At 62.6% G+C, this 13909-nt stretch carries 17 protein-coding genes and 1 riboswitch; of the genes, 3 read left to right on the top strand and 14 right to left on the bottom strand.

Annotation, left to right across the window (positions count from 1 at the left end; genetic code table 11):
• Positions 1-153: 153 nt before the first annotated feature.
• Both B5G06_RS09625 and B5G06_RS09630 read right to left on the bottom strand, forming a co-directional pair.
• The gene (locus B5G06_RS09625; protein WP_087188867.1) at positions 154-771 is read right to left on the bottom strand and encodes a TatD family nuclease-associated radical SAM protein; all 618 of its coding nucleotides are present in this window, start codon (positions 769-771) and stop codon (positions 154-156) included.
• A 16-nt stretch (positions 772-787) separates the two neighbouring features.
• Positions 788-1552 (bottom strand): TatD family hydrolase, encoded by a 765-nt coding sequence (locus B5G06_RS09630; protein WP_087188868.1) that lies wholly within the window; start codon positions 1550-1552, stop codon positions 788-790.
• Positions 1553-1878: 326 nt separating this feature from the next.
• Positions 1879-1951, top strand: a riboswitch (Fluoride riboswitch).
• 51 nt (positions 1952-2002) lie between these two features.
• Between B5G06_RS09630 and B5G06_RS09635 the strand changes: the two genes are divergently transcribed.
• The gene (locus tag B5G06_RS09635; protein WP_087188869.1) at positions 2003-3184 is read left to right on the top strand and encodes a cation:proton antiporter; all 1182 of its coding nucleotides are present in this window, start codon (positions 2003-2005) and stop codon (positions 3182-3184) included.
• A gap of 52 nt (positions 3185-3236) precedes the next feature.
• Here B5G06_RS09635 and B5G06_RS09640 read toward each other — a convergent pair whose 3' ends face one another.
• Entirely contained in the window at positions 3237-3443 is a 207-nt protein-coding gene (locus B5G06_RS09640) for a DUF896 domain-containing protein (RefSeq protein WP_087188870.1), read from the bottom strand.
• Entirely contained in the window at positions 3443-4234 is a 792-nt protein-coding gene (locus B5G06_RS09645; protein ID WP_087188871.1) for an RNA-binding protein, read from the bottom strand. Before B5G06_RS09645 ends, B5G06_RS09640 begins: the two co-directional genes overlap by 1 nt.
• A 116-nt stretch (positions 4235-4350) precedes the next feature.
• Between B5G06_RS09645 and B5G06_RS09650 the strand changes: the two genes are divergently transcribed.
• Complete coding sequence (locus tag B5G06_RS09650; protein ID WP_242955437.1) at positions 4351-4992, top strand: hypothetical protein; 642 nt, start codon at positions 4351-4353, stop codon at positions 4990-4992.
• A complete protein-coding gene (locus B5G06_RS09655) occupies positions 4986-5264 on the top strand; it encodes a DUF1294 domain-containing protein (RefSeq protein ID WP_343286361.1) in 279 nt (92 codons plus the stop codon). The genes B5G06_RS09650 and B5G06_RS09655 overlap by 7 nt, the downstream gene beginning before the upstream one ends.
• A 42-nt stretch (positions 5265-5306) precedes the next feature.
• Here B5G06_RS09655 and obgE read toward each other — a convergent pair whose 3' ends face one another.
• The 10 genes from obgE to B5G06_RS09705 all read right to left on the bottom strand — a co-directional run bounded on the left by obgE (position 5307) and on the right by B5G06_RS09705 (position 13798).
• Complete coding sequence (gene obgE, locus B5G06_RS09660) at positions 5307-6587, bottom strand: GTPase ObgE (protein WP_087188872.1); 1281 nt, start codon at positions 6585-6587, stop codon at positions 5307-5309.
• 258 nt (positions 6588-6845) lie between these two features.
• The gene (gene rpmA / locus B5G06_RS09665; protein WP_087188873.1) at positions 6846-7130 is read right to left on the bottom strand and encodes a 50S ribosomal protein L27; all 285 of its coding nucleotides are present in this window, start codon (positions 7128-7130) and stop codon (positions 6846-6848) included.
• A gap of 49 nt (positions 7131-7179) precedes the next feature.
• Complete coding sequence (locus tag B5G06_RS09670) at positions 7180-7512, bottom strand: ribosomal-processing cysteine protease Prp (protein ID WP_087188874.1); 333 nt, start codon at positions 7510-7512, stop codon at positions 7180-7182.
• Position 7513: 1 nt separating this feature from the next.
• Positions 7514-7825 carry a 50S ribosomal protein L21 gene (gene rplU / locus B5G06_RS09675; RefSeq protein ID WP_087188875.1) on the bottom strand — a complete coding sequence of 104 codons (312 nt, stop codon included), beginning with the start codon at positions 7823-7825 and terminating at the stop codon, positions 7514-7516.
• A gap of 166 nt (positions 7826-7991) precedes the next feature.
• Positions 7992-9020: a putative glycoside hydrolase gene (locus B5G06_RS09680; protein WP_087188876.1), complete on the bottom strand. Its 1029-nt coding sequence runs from the start codon at positions 9018-9020 to the stop codon at positions 7992-7994.
• A 36-nt stretch (positions 9021-9056) separates the two neighbouring features.
• Complete coding sequence (locus B5G06_RS09685) at positions 9057-9494, bottom strand: MarR family winged helix-turn-helix transcriptional regulator (protein ID WP_087188877.1); 438 nt, start codon at positions 9492-9494, stop codon at positions 9057-9059.
• 43 nt (positions 9495-9537) lie between these two features.
• Positions 9538-10152 (bottom strand): S-layer homology domain-containing protein, encoded by a 615-nt coding sequence (locus B5G06_RS09690; RefSeq protein WP_087188878.1) that lies wholly within the window; start codon positions 10150-10152, stop codon positions 9538-9540.
• A 131-nt stretch (positions 10153-10283) separates the two neighbouring features.
• Complete coding sequence (locus B5G06_RS09695) at positions 10284-10553, bottom strand: pro-sigmaK processing inhibitor BofA family protein (RefSeq protein WP_087188879.1); 270 nt, start codon at positions 10551-10553, stop codon at positions 10284-10286.
• Between the two features lie 53 nt (positions 10554-10606).
• The gene (locus tag B5G06_RS09700) at positions 10607-10861 is read right to left on the bottom strand and encodes a DUF2508 family protein (protein WP_087188880.1); all 255 of its coding nucleotides are present in this window, start codon (positions 10859-10861) and stop codon (positions 10607-10609) included.
• Between the two features lie 306 nt (positions 10862-11167).
• Positions 11168-13798 (bottom strand): cation-translocating P-type ATPase, encoded by a 2631-nt coding sequence (locus B5G06_RS09705; RefSeq protein WP_087188881.1) that lies wholly within the window; start codon positions 13796-13798, stop codon positions 11168-11170.
• Between the last annotated feature and the right edge of the window lie 111 nt (positions 13799-13909).

Consider the following 13909-nt stretch of genomic DNA (forward strand, 5'->3'; position numbering starts at 1 on the left):
GTCGGCAAACCACTTCTACCTTATCAGGGAGTTTTTTCTTTTTCTACTCTTCTCCTCGCTTTAAGCTATTTTTTACCCCCGGCTTAGCCGGGGGTTGTCTTTGGTACCACCAAAACAAACTGGGGCGCTGCTGTTGCAGCGCCCCAGCTGTTTTTAATCCTCGATATAGGCCCGGATGCGGAGGGTGACTCCCAGCTCCTCCGTGATGGCCCGGCAGCGGTCGATCTCCGCCTGGGTCTTGTCCTTGTCCACGATGGTCATCACCACATGGGGCACATGGGCCTTGGCCTTCCTGGCGAAGTCCAGCATGGCCTCCCAGGCCTTGACCCCGTCCCTGGGCTGGGTGACGGCGCAGTACTCCTCCGCCGTGGAGCCGTTGAGAGAGATGGATACGGTGTCGATGCGGCCGGACAGCTCCGGCGTCACGTCCCGGCCCAGGATCAGGTTGGCGTGGCCATTGGTATTGATGCGGATGGGAGGCAGGTTGGGCACCTTCTCCTTCAGCTGGTCCACCAGCCACAGGATGTCGTCGGTGCGGTACATGGGCTCGCCGAAGCCGCAGAACACCAGCTCCCGGTACTTGGAGTAGTCCCGGGCCAGCAGGTCGTCCAGGGCCTCCTGCCGGGTGGGCTCGTGGTCCAGCCACAGATCGTCAGCGTAGATGGAGCCCTTATGGCCGTTGTGTCGCAGGCAGAACACGCACCGGCAGTCGCACCGGTTGGTCAGGTTCACATAGAGGGCGCCTTCGTACTCATAGGAAATGGTCTCCATAAAAATACCTCCTTACTCACAGGCCGAAAAACCGTTTTCCATTCTCCAGGGTAATCTGTAATACTTCTTCTGTGGTCAGTCCCTTCAGCTGGGCCACCGTCTGGGCCATCAGGGGGATGAGGGAGGAGTCGCACCGGCGGCCCCGGTAGGGCTCGGGGGCCATGTAGGGGGCGTCGGTCTCCAGCATGATCCGGTCCATGGGCAGCCAGCTTATCACCTCAGGGGCCCGGCGGGCGTTCTTGAAGGTGATATTGCCGGTGAAGGAGAGCATCCACCCCTTGTCCACCAGCACCTTGGCGTCCTCCATGCTGCCGGCGTAGCAGTGGAACACGCCCCGGGCGTTGGGATGGGCACGGACCATGTCCACGCAGTCCTTGTGGGCGTCCCGGTCGTGGACAATGGCGGGCAGGTACAGCTCCTCCGCCAGGGAGAGCTGGGCGTCAAAAAAGTCCCGGGAGTTGGCCCGGTCCTCAGGGGTCTTGACCCAGTAGTAGTCCAGGCCGATCTCCCCCACCGCCACACATTTCCTGTGGGCGCACAGGGCACGGATCTCATCCAGCTGGGACATAGTCACGCCCTCCAGGTTCTCCGGATGGAACCCGGCGGCAAAGTAGAGATAGTCGTAGCGCTCCGCCAGGGCCATGGACTGCCGGGAGGACTCCAGGTCACAGCCGGGGCACACCACCAGGTCCACCCCCTTGTCCGGCAGCTGGGCCAGCAGGGCGTCCCGGTCGGCGTCAAAGGCGTCGTCATAGTAATGGGCGTGGGTATCGAAGATCATAAAGGCCTCCTGTGGTCTTGTTTTTTCATCATAATGTCTGCTGAATCAACCGCAACGCGGTTGATTGGCGCGGCAGGGCCGCGCAATTTCACAAAACGGCGTACTTCGCTGTTTTGTGAAATTGCGACATTGTGACAATGAGTATGTTCGCCGGAACGAAACACGTCCCGGCGAACGGCGCAAGGGATTGGGGCAGTATCGCACAAGCCCCTTGCGCCGCAAAACCGAACGCCTTGGCCTGCTGTGCGTTCGGTTTTGCTCTGTACGCATTATCATACTCCCTTTTCCCACAGTTGACAAGGGGATCAGCCTGTGGTATACTGCCACCGAAATACGGGGATGAGGTCCGCCCGGGGCATTTGCCCGAACCGCCGTTTGGCTGATGACTTCTGCAATTTGTTGCAGGGGGCATTGGCTTTTTTTGTGCCCTCTGGAAGGGATGATGTGTGTATGTTAACAAGTTTAGGCTTTGTGCTGCTGCTGGGCCTGGCCCTGGGCACCCTGGCCACCAGGCTGCGGCTGCCCTCCCTGGTGGGTATGCTGCTGGCGGGCATTCTGCTGGGGCCCTGTGTCCTCAATCTGCTCTCCCCCTCCCTGCTGGGGATTTCCGCCGACCTGCGGCAGCTGGCCCTGGTCATTATCCTCACCCGGGCGGGACTGAGCCTGGATGTGGAGGATCTGCGCCGGGCGGGACGGCCCGCCATCCTCATGTGCTTCCTGCCCGCCGCCTTTGAGGTGCTGGGCATGGTGGTACTGGCCCCCCGGCTGCTGGAGGTGAGCACCCTGGACGCCGCCATCATGGGCGCGGTGGTGGGGGCGGTCTCCCCCGCCGTCATTGTGCCCCGGATGCTCAAACTGATGGAGGAGGGCTACGGCACCGCCAAGGGCATTCCCCAGATGGTGCTGGCAGGGGCCTCGGTGGACGACGTGTTCGTCATCGTCCTCTTTACCTCCTTCACCGGCATGGCCCAGGGGGGCTCCTTCTCCCCCGCCGCCCTGGCCGGGGTGCCGGTGTCCATTGTACTGGGTGCGGCCTTCGGCCTGCTCATCGGCTTTGTGCTGGCAAAGTTCTTTGCCCGGTTCCATATGCGGGACTCGGTGAAGGTGGTCATTCTGCTCTCCCTGGCCTTCCTGCTGGTGGCCCTGGAGGATGCGGTGGAAGCCTGGGTGCCCTTCTCCGGCCTGCTGGCAGTGCTGGGGGCCGGTCTGGGCCTGCGGCGCTGGCGGCTGGTGGTGGCCCAGCGGCTCACCGCCAAGTTCGGCAAGCTGTGGGTGGGGGCCGAGATCATGCTCTTCGTGCTGGTGGGCGCCGAGGTCAACCTGCCCTATGCCGCAGCCGCCGGTCTGGCCGCCGTGGCCACGGTGCTGGGGGTGCTGTGCTTCCGGGCCCTGGGCGTGCTGCTGTGTATGGCGGGCAGCCGCCTCAACAAAAAGGAGCGGGTCTTTGCGGTGCTGGCCTATCTGCCCAAGGCCACCGTCCAGGCCGCCATCGGCGGCGTGCCTCTGGCCATGGGCCTGGGGTGCGGGCAGATTGTGCTCACCGTGGCGGTCATTGCCATCCTGGTCACCGCCCCCCTGGGCGCTTTCGCCATCGACTTCACCTACAAACGGCTGCTCTCCAAAGACAAGTAAGATCGGCCTTTCAGCCAAAGAAAAACGCCTGCCGTTCTGGCAGGCGGTTTTTTCAGGGCTTCTTGCCCAGCTTGTGCTTGGTGCCGTCGGGCTCCACAATATAGGTGTTCTCCAGCTGGGCCACCAGATTGTTCCGGTAGGCGGCAATGTACTCCTGCCGCAGCAGGTCCCGCTCCACCATCTCTTCGGGGGTCAGGCCCTCCTCGCTCTTGGCCTTCTTGGCCAGCTCGTTGATACGGGCAATCTTTTTGTCATCCATTATACATATCGCTCCAATAAAATCATAATTCGCCCCTTTTTGGACGGGCCGCCCACCTCTTTCAGGACACATTTGCCCAGGCCCCGGCAGCTCATCACGTCTCCCGCCGCCACGGTGCGGTCGGGCTTGAGGCACTCCCGGTGGTTGAGCTGGAACTTTCCCGAGGCAATGAGATCGGCCGCCTTGCCCCGGGACAGGGAAAATCCGGAGGCGGCCACCGCGTCCAGCCGCAGGGAACTGACGGTGTCCCGGATGGGCTTCACCTTCACCTCGGGGGGCTTCAGGTCGGCCAGCTCCATGGGGGTTGTCTTGAGGCGCACCCGCCCGGCCTGGTCCAGATTCATGGCCAGAAAGTCGGCCACGTCCTCCAGGGCCAGGATGTGGCACTCCCCGTCCCCCACCAGCAGGTCCCCGATCTTCTCCCGGTCCAGCCCCAGGCCCAGAATGGAACCCAGAAAATCCCGGTGGCTTAGAGTACCATTGGACCAGGTGCAGCGGACGGCCTTGATGGGGCAGTCGCTGTCCAGCCATACGTCCTCCTCCTGCCAGTCGGGGAGGAAGGCGCACACCGTCCGCTCCGCCCCCTCAAACCCGCCGTAGAACAGGTGCCGGGGATGGCCGCAGGCATTGAGCAGGTTTTCCACACTGGCCCGCTCCTGTGGGGATAAAAAGCCGGTATGGCCGGGCACCGACCGGGTACGGGCCAGCTCCAACTTATCCATAGCCCGGGCCAGCAGCAGCCGCTCCTCCCCGTCCCGGGCCAGCTTATTCAGCAGTTCGGTCTTGGTCATATCCTTCCTCCTGTTGTTCTCTACAGGATAACACAGTTTTTCTCCCCTGGCAACTGCCGCCGCCTTGACAGGAATGCTATACTGGTCATAACCATTACAAAAAGGGGGGTGGGCGGATGCCCACATTCATTCTTCACCCGGAGCGGCTGGATCTGACCGGCCCCGACGGCACCGTGACCCACGGGGCGGATCAGGACTGGTTCCCCGATCTCTGGCAGCAGCGGGCGGGGTGCGGCCCCAACACCGCCGCCCTCATCTTCCACTATCTTGCCCAGCAGCGGCCCGAGTTTTCCCCATTGCGAGCCAAAATGGGGACAGACCGGGCGGGCTTTCTGGAGCATATGTGCCGGGTGTGGGAGTATATCACCCCCCGGAGCCACGGCCTCAACCGGCCGGAGTACATGGTGGAGGGCATGACGGACTACGGCAAAGCCGTGGGGGTACCTCTGGCCCCCTCCCTCTTTGCCTTCCCCACCCCCCGCACCAAGCGCCCCCCCTGGGAACAGCTGCGTTCCTTTGTGACCGCCAGTCTGGAGGCGGACTGTCCGGTGGCCTTTCTCAACCTGGACAACGGCAAGGTCAAACAGCTCCACCGGTGGCACTGGGTGACCCTCATTGGGCTGGACGGCGACACCGCCTCCATTGTGGACAACGGCGAGGCCTTCACTATGGACCTGCACCTGTGGTACGACACCACCAAGACCCGGGGCGGCTTCGTGTCCGCCCTGGGCGCCGGAGAGGAGTTTGCCTCATGCTGAAGTGGATCGCGCTGTGGATACTCTTCTGGAGCATCCTGGACTTTATCCTCATGGGTGTGGACAAACGGAAGGCTAAAAAGCACCGCTGGCGGGTACCGGAAAAGGCCTTTTTCCTCATCGCCCTGGTGGGTGGCTCCCCCGGAGCCATTCTGGGTATGTACGCCTTCCACCATAAGACCCGCCACTGGTACTTCAAGTGGGGCCTACCCGCCATCCTCGTGGCCCAGGCCGCCCTGGGCGGGTGGGTGTACTGGTTCTTTTTCCTGAGATAAGCAAAGATACCGGGCTGCCGTTTCGGCAGCCCGGTATTTTGTTCAGCGCTGGTACTCGAACTCCAGGTTGTACAGGGACACGATATCCCCATCCTTGATGCCCATCTCCTCCAGCCGGTCGAAGAGGCCGGACTGACGGAGCATCTTGTCGAACCAGTTGCGGGACTCGTAGTCGCCGAAGTTGACGTTGGCCATGAGCCGCTGAAGCCAGGGGCCCTCCACGATCCAGGTATCGTCCTCGTGGATGATGTTGAGGGGCTCGGAGGTATCCACCTCCGGGGGCCGCTCCACATAGGTGGGCTCGTACACCGTAATGGGGGGCAGGTGCTCCAGCTCCCGGGCGGCGGCAAACATCAGCTCCCGGGTGCCCAGCTGGGCGGCGGCGGAGATCTCATAGAAGGGCATACCCAGCCCCTCCACATAGGCCTTCAGGGCCTCCAGACCGGTGCGGTGGTTGGCGATATCCACCTTGTTGCCCGCCACGATCATGGGCCGGGAGGCCAGATCGGGGCCGTACTGTTTCAGCTCCTCCTGGATGGCCTTAAAATCCTCCACCGGGTCACGGCCCTCGCAGCCGGACACATCCACCACGTGGATGAGCAGCCGGCAGCGGTCGATGTGCCGCAAAAAGTCGTGGCCCAGACCGGCGCCGTCGGAGGCGCCCTCGATGATGCCGGGGATGTCGGCCAGCACGAAGGACACGCCCTCGTCCACATAGACCACGCCCAGGTTGGGGAAGAGGGTGGTAAAGTGGTAGTTGGCGATCTTGGGCCGGGCCTTGGACACCACGGAGAGGAGGGTGGACTTGCCCACGTTGGGGAAGCCCACCAGGCCCACGTCGGCCAGCAGCTTCAGCTCCAGGATGACCTGCCGGTCCTGACCGGGCAGGCCCGCCTTGGCGAAGCGGGGCACCTGACGGGTGGGGGTGGCAAAGTGCTTGTTGCCCCAGCCGCCGTTGCCGCCCCTGGCCAGCACGAAGCGGTCGGTCTCCGACATATCGCAGATGATCTCATTGGTCTCGGCATCCCGGACCACGGTGCCCCGGGGCACCTTGATGACCAGGTCCTCCCCGTCCTTGCCGGAGCAGCGCTTGCCCTGGCCGTCCATGCCGTTGCCCGCCACATACTTGCGCTTGTAGCGGAAGTCCATCAGGGTGGACATATGGGGGTTGATCTCCAGGATCACGTTGCCCCCCCGGCCGCCGTCGCCGCCGTCGGGGCCGCCGGCGGCCACGTACTTCTCCCGGTGGAAGGCCACCGCGCCGTTGCCGCCGTTGCCCGCCTTGACGGTGATGCGGGCGGTATCTACAAAGGGTGCTGCCATAAAAACCTCCTTCGTCTGGCCTTTCAGCCATCATCTTACCAATAGAAAAGCCTCGAACGGGTTCCCGTCCGAGGCTTATGATACCCATAATTACTGGGCGATCTCCGCGATAACACGCCTGGCCAAAGCTTTGCTTTGGCGGAAAGGCATCGCCTTTCCTACAGGCGTCGCCTGTGGGGCGTGTTGTCGCAACGCTGGTGTTCGCCGTCATACGGCGTACTACACGGCGCTGCCGTGGGCAGTAAACTGCCCCGCAGTTTACTGCTCCAGCGTTACGATAGAGACCTGCTTGCGGTCCTTGCCCAGGCGCTCAAACTTCACGCGGCCGCTCTTGAGGGCGAACAGGGTGTCGTCGCTGCCCTTGCCCACGTTGACGCCGGGATGGATATGGGTGCCCCGCTGGCGGACCAGGATGTTGCCGGCCAGAACGAACTGACCGTCGCCCCGCTTCACGCCCAGACGCTTGGCCTCGGAATCGCGGCCGTTACGGGTGGAGCCCACGCCCTTTTTATGGGCGAAGAACTGAAGACCGATGTTCAGCATGGTGTCACACCTCCAAACTTGTGTGTTAAAAAGTCGCCGTACGGAGAGGTCAGTCCTCCTCCAGTACGAGAATATTTTCGGGATACTCCTCGTGCAGACTGGTAAAGTGGACCATAAGGGCAGTCAGAAGGGTCTGACAGGTGCTCTCGCTGGTCTGGCTCAGCCCGCCGGGGATGCGCAGGGAGATGGATGCGTCATGCTCCTTCACCTTTACGGTCGCCCCCAGGCCCAGCACGTCGTTGACGGCGCACTCGGTCAGGCGGACGGCACTGGTGACGGCGGCGCATACGATGTCGCTCCCCGCCTCGGCGTAACCGCTGTGGCCCTTCACAGTGAAGCCCACGATGCGGTCCCCCTCCATGTGAAAAGAGACGGTAGTCATCTTACAGGGAGATGGCGCCGATGGTCACCTTGGTGTAGGGCTGACGATGGCCCTGACGCTTGCGGTAACCCTTCTTGGGCTTGTACTTGAAGACCAGGATCTTCTTGCCCTTGCCGTTCTTCACCACGGAAGCGGCCACCTTGGCGCCCTCCACCACGGGAGTGCCCACGGTGATCTTCTCGCCGTCGATGACAGCCAGAACCTTGTCAAAGGTCACGTTGTCGCCAGCCTCGTTGGGCAGCTTCTCGATGAAGAGGGTATCGCCCTCAGCCACCTTATACTGCTTACCGCCGGTCTCGATGATTGCGTGCATTACGTTTTCAACTCCTTCATTACGGGCTCGCTGTCGGGGGAGGGCCGAAGCGTGACGTCACATCAGTCACGTCGGTCACTTGGGTTCCCATTCAAAGCGGCTCTAGTAGTATATCAATGCAATCTTTAAAAGTCAAGCATTTTTCAACTTTTTTGCAGCTTTTTTGTCAGCTCAGCAGGGCCCAGCTGCCGGTATCCGTCCCCTGGGTCACAATGGGCACAATCTCCAGCCCCTCGACGGTGGGAACCGTCTCTCCCTCGGGCACCTGGACATAGACCCGGTCGGCATACTGCTTGAGCAGGTCCAGGGTGAGGCCGCTGCCGTCGGAGCCGCCGCCCAGCACCGTCAGGCTGGTCACCACCGATACCTTTATATCAGGATATTGGGCCAACGTCTGGTCCAGCGTCTGGAAGAAGGCCTCCATGGTCTGGGTCAGGGTGTTGGGATCGTAGTTGCTGTCGCTCTTGATATAGCTGACGGTGCCCCGGGTGGGATAGCCGCAGTTGTCCAGCAGCAGCTCGTCAAAGCCCAGCCCGGCCAGTTCGCCGCATACCTGAGCCACATAGGTCCGCACCGATTCCACTGCCGGGCTGCTCCAGCGGACGCTCTCGTCGTCCCGCCAGTTGCCCGAATTGCTGTGGATGCCCAGGGCCCGGTCGTTCCAGGGCAGGGCGTTGTCCCGGAAACAGGAGATCCGGGCCACGGTGTACAGCTCCCCTCCGTTGAGGGTCTGGATGGCCTCATTGATGCCCTCCTGATCGGAGGAGGTGCCCAAAGTGGTCTGGGACTGATAACCCAGGGTGCCGTCCGCCTCCTTCATGGAGAAGATGGCGGCGGTGCCGCGGTTGGCCTCCAGCTGGGTCTGGGCAGTACCGTCGGTAAGGGCGGCGGCAGGCAGCTGCACGCCCCGGAAATCCACCTCCGGCTCCGGCGTGGGGGAGGGGGTGGGCTCCGGCGTGGTGATCTGAATGGGAACGGTGCCGGCCGGCGGGTCAGGCTCGGTCTCCGTCTCGCCGCCGCCGAAGAAGGGCAGCTCCACCCGGACTCCATCGGCCGAGTAGTGAATATACGGCTCCAGGAAAAACAGCGCCGCCACCGACAGCACCAGAAGCACCAGCAAAACGCCGATGAGCACCTTTAACGCGGTGCGGCCACGGCTGCGCCCATGGTAAGATTCATAACCATTCCGCCTCACGGCAGGACACCTCACTCTTTCCTCTCAGCTCAGGGATCATTTTCCCTTTTCCTCCACCTGGCTCAACGCCTCGTCCAGCTTCTGAAGGGCGGCGGCCACCAGTTTCCGGTCCTCCTCCGGCATATTCCCCATCAGGGCGGTAAAGTAGCTGTTCACATCGGTGACCGCCTTGTCCCGCAGGGCGGCGTACTTCTCGGTGGCGCTGACGTAGATCACCCGGCGGTCGGTCTCGCTGCGCTGGCGCTTGGCCAGCCCCAGCTTCTCCAGCCGGTCCACAATGCCGGACACCGTGCTGTTGGCGCTGCCGGTGCGCTCGGCCAGGGTGCTGATGGGCACCGGCCCGTCCTCCCCCAGTACAGTAAGTACCATGGCCTGGGGGAAGGTCAGGTCCAGCCGGCCGAAGTGGCTGCGAAACTGCTGGGACATATGCTGGGTCACCCGCAGATAGGATATGAACAGACTGCTTTGCTCCATGTTGGGCGTTCTCCTTTCTCTTGCCCGTGCCGTAAGGGGCCGGTCAGCCCATGGCCTGGGTATTCATCCGCTGTAAAATCACCGCCAGCTGGGCTCGGGTGGTGGTGCTCTTGGGGGAGAGCTTGCCGCCGTCTCCCTCCATCCAGCCCATACCGATGGCATGGGACATACCCTCCTTTGCCCAGGAGGCCACCTGGTTGGCGTCGCTGTAGAGGTTCAGGGAGCCCTCCGCCATCGTACGGCCCTTATATGTGTCATAGCGGCTGAGCATCACCGCCAGCTCCTGCCGGGTCACCACGCCGTCGCTGAAGGTGCCCTTGTCGGTGCCGTTGATGATGCGGGCCTCACAGGCCCAGTCGGCGGCGATGCCGTACCAGCTATTGATCTGCACATCGGGGAAATGGCCCCGCCACACCGGGGTGGGCTCCCCCTCCATCCGCCACAGCACCATGGCTACGGTAGAGCGGGTCACCGTGGCGTTGGGAGAAAACAGGGTATCGGACACACCGGTCATCCACCCCTGTTCCACCGACTCCTTCACCGCCGATTCATACCAGGCTCCGGCGGGCACGTCGGTAAAATTCGCCGCGGAGGCGGGCAGCGCCAGACCGGCGCATAAAGTCAGGGCGCAGGTGAGCGCCGCAAGTCGTCTTTTCAAATGGGTCCACTCCTTATAATCGAGTATTATTTATTTTACGATACGAATTTTAAAAAACTATGAACACAAAAGGACCCATTTATAAATAATTCCGCAAAAAGGACGCCGCACCTCCGGGCGGCGTCCTTTTCTTACACAGCCAGCATCCACTCCAGGGCCGCCAGCAGGCCGAACCCCGGCAGCCCCAGAAGCCCCAGTACCAGGGCGTTGGTCAGGTTGACCCCCAGCTGGAGGCCCAGAATGCCCCCGGCCCAGCGCAAAACCCACAGCGCTCCCAGCCCTACTCCTGTCCGGGCCGCCAGACGGCCCAGCCAGCTCAGGGGCTTACGCAGCACTGCCAGCAGCAGCACCAGAAACAGTCCTCCCGCCACCCATGGCAGGGCGTTGAGCAGCGGTTCCACCGCCGCCACCTCCTTTCTGTGCGCCAGAACCTTGGCGGCGGGGCGGACCCCTCTTATCCGGTGCGGACGGTCTGCCCGCCCTCCAGTTCCTTGACCTGGCGCAGCAGGTAGGTGTACCGGGACTGAAGGGCGTTGATCTCAAAGACATAGGATTCGATGAGATCCGGGTCACAGGCGTCGTTGAAGCCCTGATAGGCCTGGGCAATGAGGGCCCTGGTCTGGCTCAGTCCCTCCAGCAGGACCCGGCGGGTCCCCTCCCGCTCGCTCTCCCGTCGGCGCAGGCTGAAGCGCTTGGTGGCTTCCGGCATACGATCCTCCTCCTTGCTCCGGGCTTTCCGGTTTTATCCTATGTCCAGTTTGGGCAATTATGTCCGGTTCTATACCGTTTTTTTCCTGTATTTCAGGCCGCCATCGGGGCATACTGATGTTGGACCGGATGACCGCTGGTTCTTGCATCTCCTTTTAAGCCGGTGCCGGGTGAGCTCACCCTCTGGCGAAAGGCGAAAGGAGTGGAATCAAACGAACTCCGATCCTGTAAGGGGCGCGGTGTTTCCACCGCGCCCCGGTTTTATGCGTGAAAAAGGCGCGCCCTGCGGGCGCGCCTTTTTTTGCAATTAGTCCTTGCCCTTTTTCAGGTCGGCGATGACCTTGACGATCTGGATCACCAGAGTAGGCAGGAAGGCCAGGCCCACCATCTCGCCCAGATTCATCAGGCCGAAGGCGGGAGAGACCATAAAGAGGCTGGTGAGGCCGGGGGTGAAGAGCACCAGAGCCAGCAGCACCACGCCGGCAAAGAAGGCGGCGATGGAGGCCTTGTTGGTGCCAAACTTCAGCCGGAAGATGGACTCGGCGCCCCGGCAGTTGAAGCCGTGGAACAGCCGGGCCAGGGTGAGGGTGGAGAAGGCCATGGTGGAAGCCAGCGCCGCGTCCCCGTTCTGGTAGCCCAGGTAGAAGGCGATCATGGTGACAATGGCGATGAGCAGGCCCTGTCCACCGATGCGGGAGAGCAGGGGCTTGTTCAGGATGGGCTCCTTGGGATCTCTGGGCTTCTGGTCCAGCAGGCCCTTGCGGGCGGGCTCCATGCCGATGGCAATGGCGGGCAGGGAGTCTGTGAGCAGGTTGATAAACAGCAGATGCACCGGCTGGAAGGGCACCGGCAGCCCCATCAGGGAGGCGTACAGCACACAGAAGATGCCGGCGGTGTTGCCGCTGAGCAGGAACTGGATGGCGTTTTTGATGTTGGTGTACACGCTGCGGCCGTTGACCACCGCCCGGACAATGGTGGCGAAGTTATCATCGGCCAGGATCATGGAGGCGGCGTCCTTGGACACCTCGGTGCCGGTGATGCCCATGGCCACACCGATGTCCGCCTTCTTCAGGGCGGGGGCGTCATTGACGCCGTCGCCGGTCATGGACACGATGTTGCCCCGGCGCTGCCAGGCGTTGACGATGCGGATCTTGTGCTCGGGGGACACCCGGGCGTAGACCGAAATCTTGGCCAGCCGCTCATCCAGGTCGGCGTCGCTCATCTGGTCCAGCTCCAGGCCGGACACCGCCTCATCCCCGTCCTGGAAGATGCCCAGCTGGCGGGCGATGGCGGAGGCGGTAACCTTGTGGTCGCCGGTGATCATGATGGTGCGGATGCCGCCCCGCTTGGCGTCGGCCACCGCCTGGATGGCCTCGGGCCGGGGCGGGTCGATCATGGAGATGAGGCCGATAAAGGTAAAATCGTTCTCGTCCTCCAGGGTGAGGGGCCGGACCGCGTCCACCTCCCGGTAGGCAAAGGCCAGCACCCGCAGGCCCTCCATGGACAGCTCCATATTGACCCGGGCAATCTCCTCCTTGCGCTCGGGGGTCATCTCCACTCTGCCCTGCCGGGTGAGGAGCCACTTGGACCGGTCCAGCAATACGTCGATAGCGCCCTTGGTGAACATGGTGGGGGTCCCGTCGATGTCGTGGAGGGTGCTCATCAGCTTACGGTCGGAGTCAAAGGCCAGCTCGCCCAGACGGGGATGCTGGGACCGGTAAACCTCCTCGTCGATGCCGAACTTCTCGCCCAGCATCACCAGGGCTACCTCGGTGGGGTCGCCGATGGAGGTGCCGGTCTCGGCGTTGTTGGTAGCGTCGCTGGCCAGCAGGGCTGCCTTGAGGAGCAGCCGCTGCACGTCGTTGACCAGCTCCAGGTCGTCGCCCTCCAGCAGGGAACCGTCGGCATACACCTTCTGGGGAGTCATCTTATTCTGGGTCAGAGTGCCCGTCTTATCCGAGCAGATCACGGACACGGAGCCCAGGCTCTCCACCGCCTTCAGGTCCTTGATGATGGCGTTCTGCCTGGCCATCTTCTGGGTACCCATAGCCAGCACGATGGTGACGATGGAGCTGAGGGCCTCGGGGATGGCGGCCACCGCCAGGGCCACGGCGAACATGAGGGAGTCCAGCACTCCCATGTGGGTGCGGAAGATGGACAGGGCAAACACCACAGCGCAGATGGCCATGATGACGATGGCCAGCTTGGCGGAGAAATTGTCCAGGCTCTGCTGCAGGGGGGTCTTGCGCTGCTGGGTCTGGTTCATCAGGGCGGCGATCTTGCCCAACTCGGTGTTCATGCCGGTGCCGGTGACCAGCACGGTGGCACGGCCGTAGGTCACCAGGGAGCCGGAGAACACCATGTTCTTCTGGTCGCCCAGGGCCACCTGGCCGGCGTCAATCACGTCGGCGGTCTTGTCCACGCCCTCACTCTCACCGGTGAGGGAGGACTCATTGACCTTGAGGGAGAAGTTCTCCAGCACGCGGCCGTCGGCCACCACCATGTCGCCGGCCTCCAGCAGCACGATGTCGCCGGGCACCACGTCGGCGGAGGGGATCTCCACCCGCACGCCTCCCCGCAGTACCTTGGCGGTGGGGGAGGACATGGCCTTCAGACTCTCCAGTGATTTTTCCGCCTTCAGATACTGGACGGTGCCCAGAATGGCGTTGAGGATGAGCACAGCAAAGATGACGATGGTGCTCTCCACGTTCTCCGACACCGCGGAGATGATGGCCGCGATGATGAGGATGATGACCAGCAGGTCCTTGAATTGCTCGGCAAAGACCTGGATGGCGCTCTTCTTTTTCCCTTCGGACAGCTTGTTGGGGCCGTACTGTTCCCGCCGCCGGCCGGCCTCCTGATCGCTGAGGCCGGACATCCCGGCTTGCTGGGCCTCCAGCGCCTGCTGGGCGGTTTTCCGGTAATAAGCCTCTGTCATACCTTTCATTCCCTTACAGTTTACTTTCGGCGAAGAGCAAATAAAAAAAGACTCTCCGCCAACCGCCGGGCATAGCACGGCAGTTGTCGAAAAGTCTTGTTACCCATGGGG

Origin of the sequence: Flavonifractor sp. An52, assembly GCF_002159385.1 — a bacterium.
Lineage (GTDB): Bacteria > Bacillota > Clostridia > Oscillospirales > Oscillospiraceae > Flavonifractor > Flavonifractor avicola.

Bases quoted from the DNA above. Each gene is read 5' to 3' on its own strand.
- B5G06_RS09625 (WP_087188867.1), bottom strand. From the start codon at position 771: ATGGAGACCATTTCCTATGAGTACGAAGGCGCCCTCTATGTGAACCTG.
- B5G06_RS09630 (WP_087188868.1), bottom strand. From the start codon at position 1,552: ATGATCTTCGATACCCACGCCCATTACTATGACGACGCCTTTGACGCC.
- B5G06_RS09635 (WP_087188869.1), top strand. From the start codon at position 2,003: ATGTTAACAAGTTTAGGCTTTGTGCTGCTGCTGGGCCTGGCCCTGGGC.
- B5G06_RS09640 (WP_087188870.1), bottom strand. From the start codon at position 3,443: ATGGATGACAAAAAGATTGCCCGTATCAACGAGCTGGCCAAGAAGGCC.
- B5G06_RS09645 (WP_087188871.1), bottom strand. From the start codon at position 4,234: ATGACCAAGACCGAACTGCTGAATAAGCTGGCCCGGGACGGGGAGGAG.
- B5G06_RS09650 (WP_242955437.1), top strand. From the start codon at position 4,351: ATGCCCACATTCATTCTTCACCCGGAGCGGCTGGATCTGACCGGCCCC.
- B5G06_RS09655 (WP_343286361.1), top strand. From the start codon at position 4,986: ATGCTGAAGTGGATCGCGCTGTGGATACTCTTCTGGAGCATCCTGGAC.
- obgE (WP_087188872.1), bottom strand. From the start codon at position 6,587: ATGGCAGCACCCTTTGTAGATACCGCCCGCATCACCGTCAAGGCGGGC.
- rpmA (WP_087188873.1), bottom strand. From the start codon at position 7,130: ATGCTGAACATCGGTCTTCAGTTCTTCGCCCATAAAAAGGGCGTGGGC.
- B5G06_RS09670 (WP_087188874.1), bottom strand. From the start codon at position 7,512: ATGACTACCGTCTCTTTTCACATGGAGGGGGACCGCATCGTGGGCTTC.
- rplU (WP_087188875.1), bottom strand. From the start codon at position 7,825: ATGCACGCAATCATCGAGACCGGCGGTAAGCAGTATAAGGTGGCTGAG.
- B5G06_RS09685 (WP_087188877.1), bottom strand. From the start codon at position 9,494: ATGGAGCAAAGCAGTCTGTTCATATCCTATCTGCGGGTGACCCAGCAT.
- B5G06_RS09700 (WP_087188880.1), bottom strand. From the start codon at position 10,861: ATGCCGGAAGCCACCAAGCGCTTCAGCCTGCGCCGACGGGAGAGCGAG.
- B5G06_RS09705 (WP_087188881.1), bottom strand. From the start codon at position 13,798: ATGACAGAGGCTTATTACCGGAAAACCGCCCAGCAGGCGCTGGAGGCC.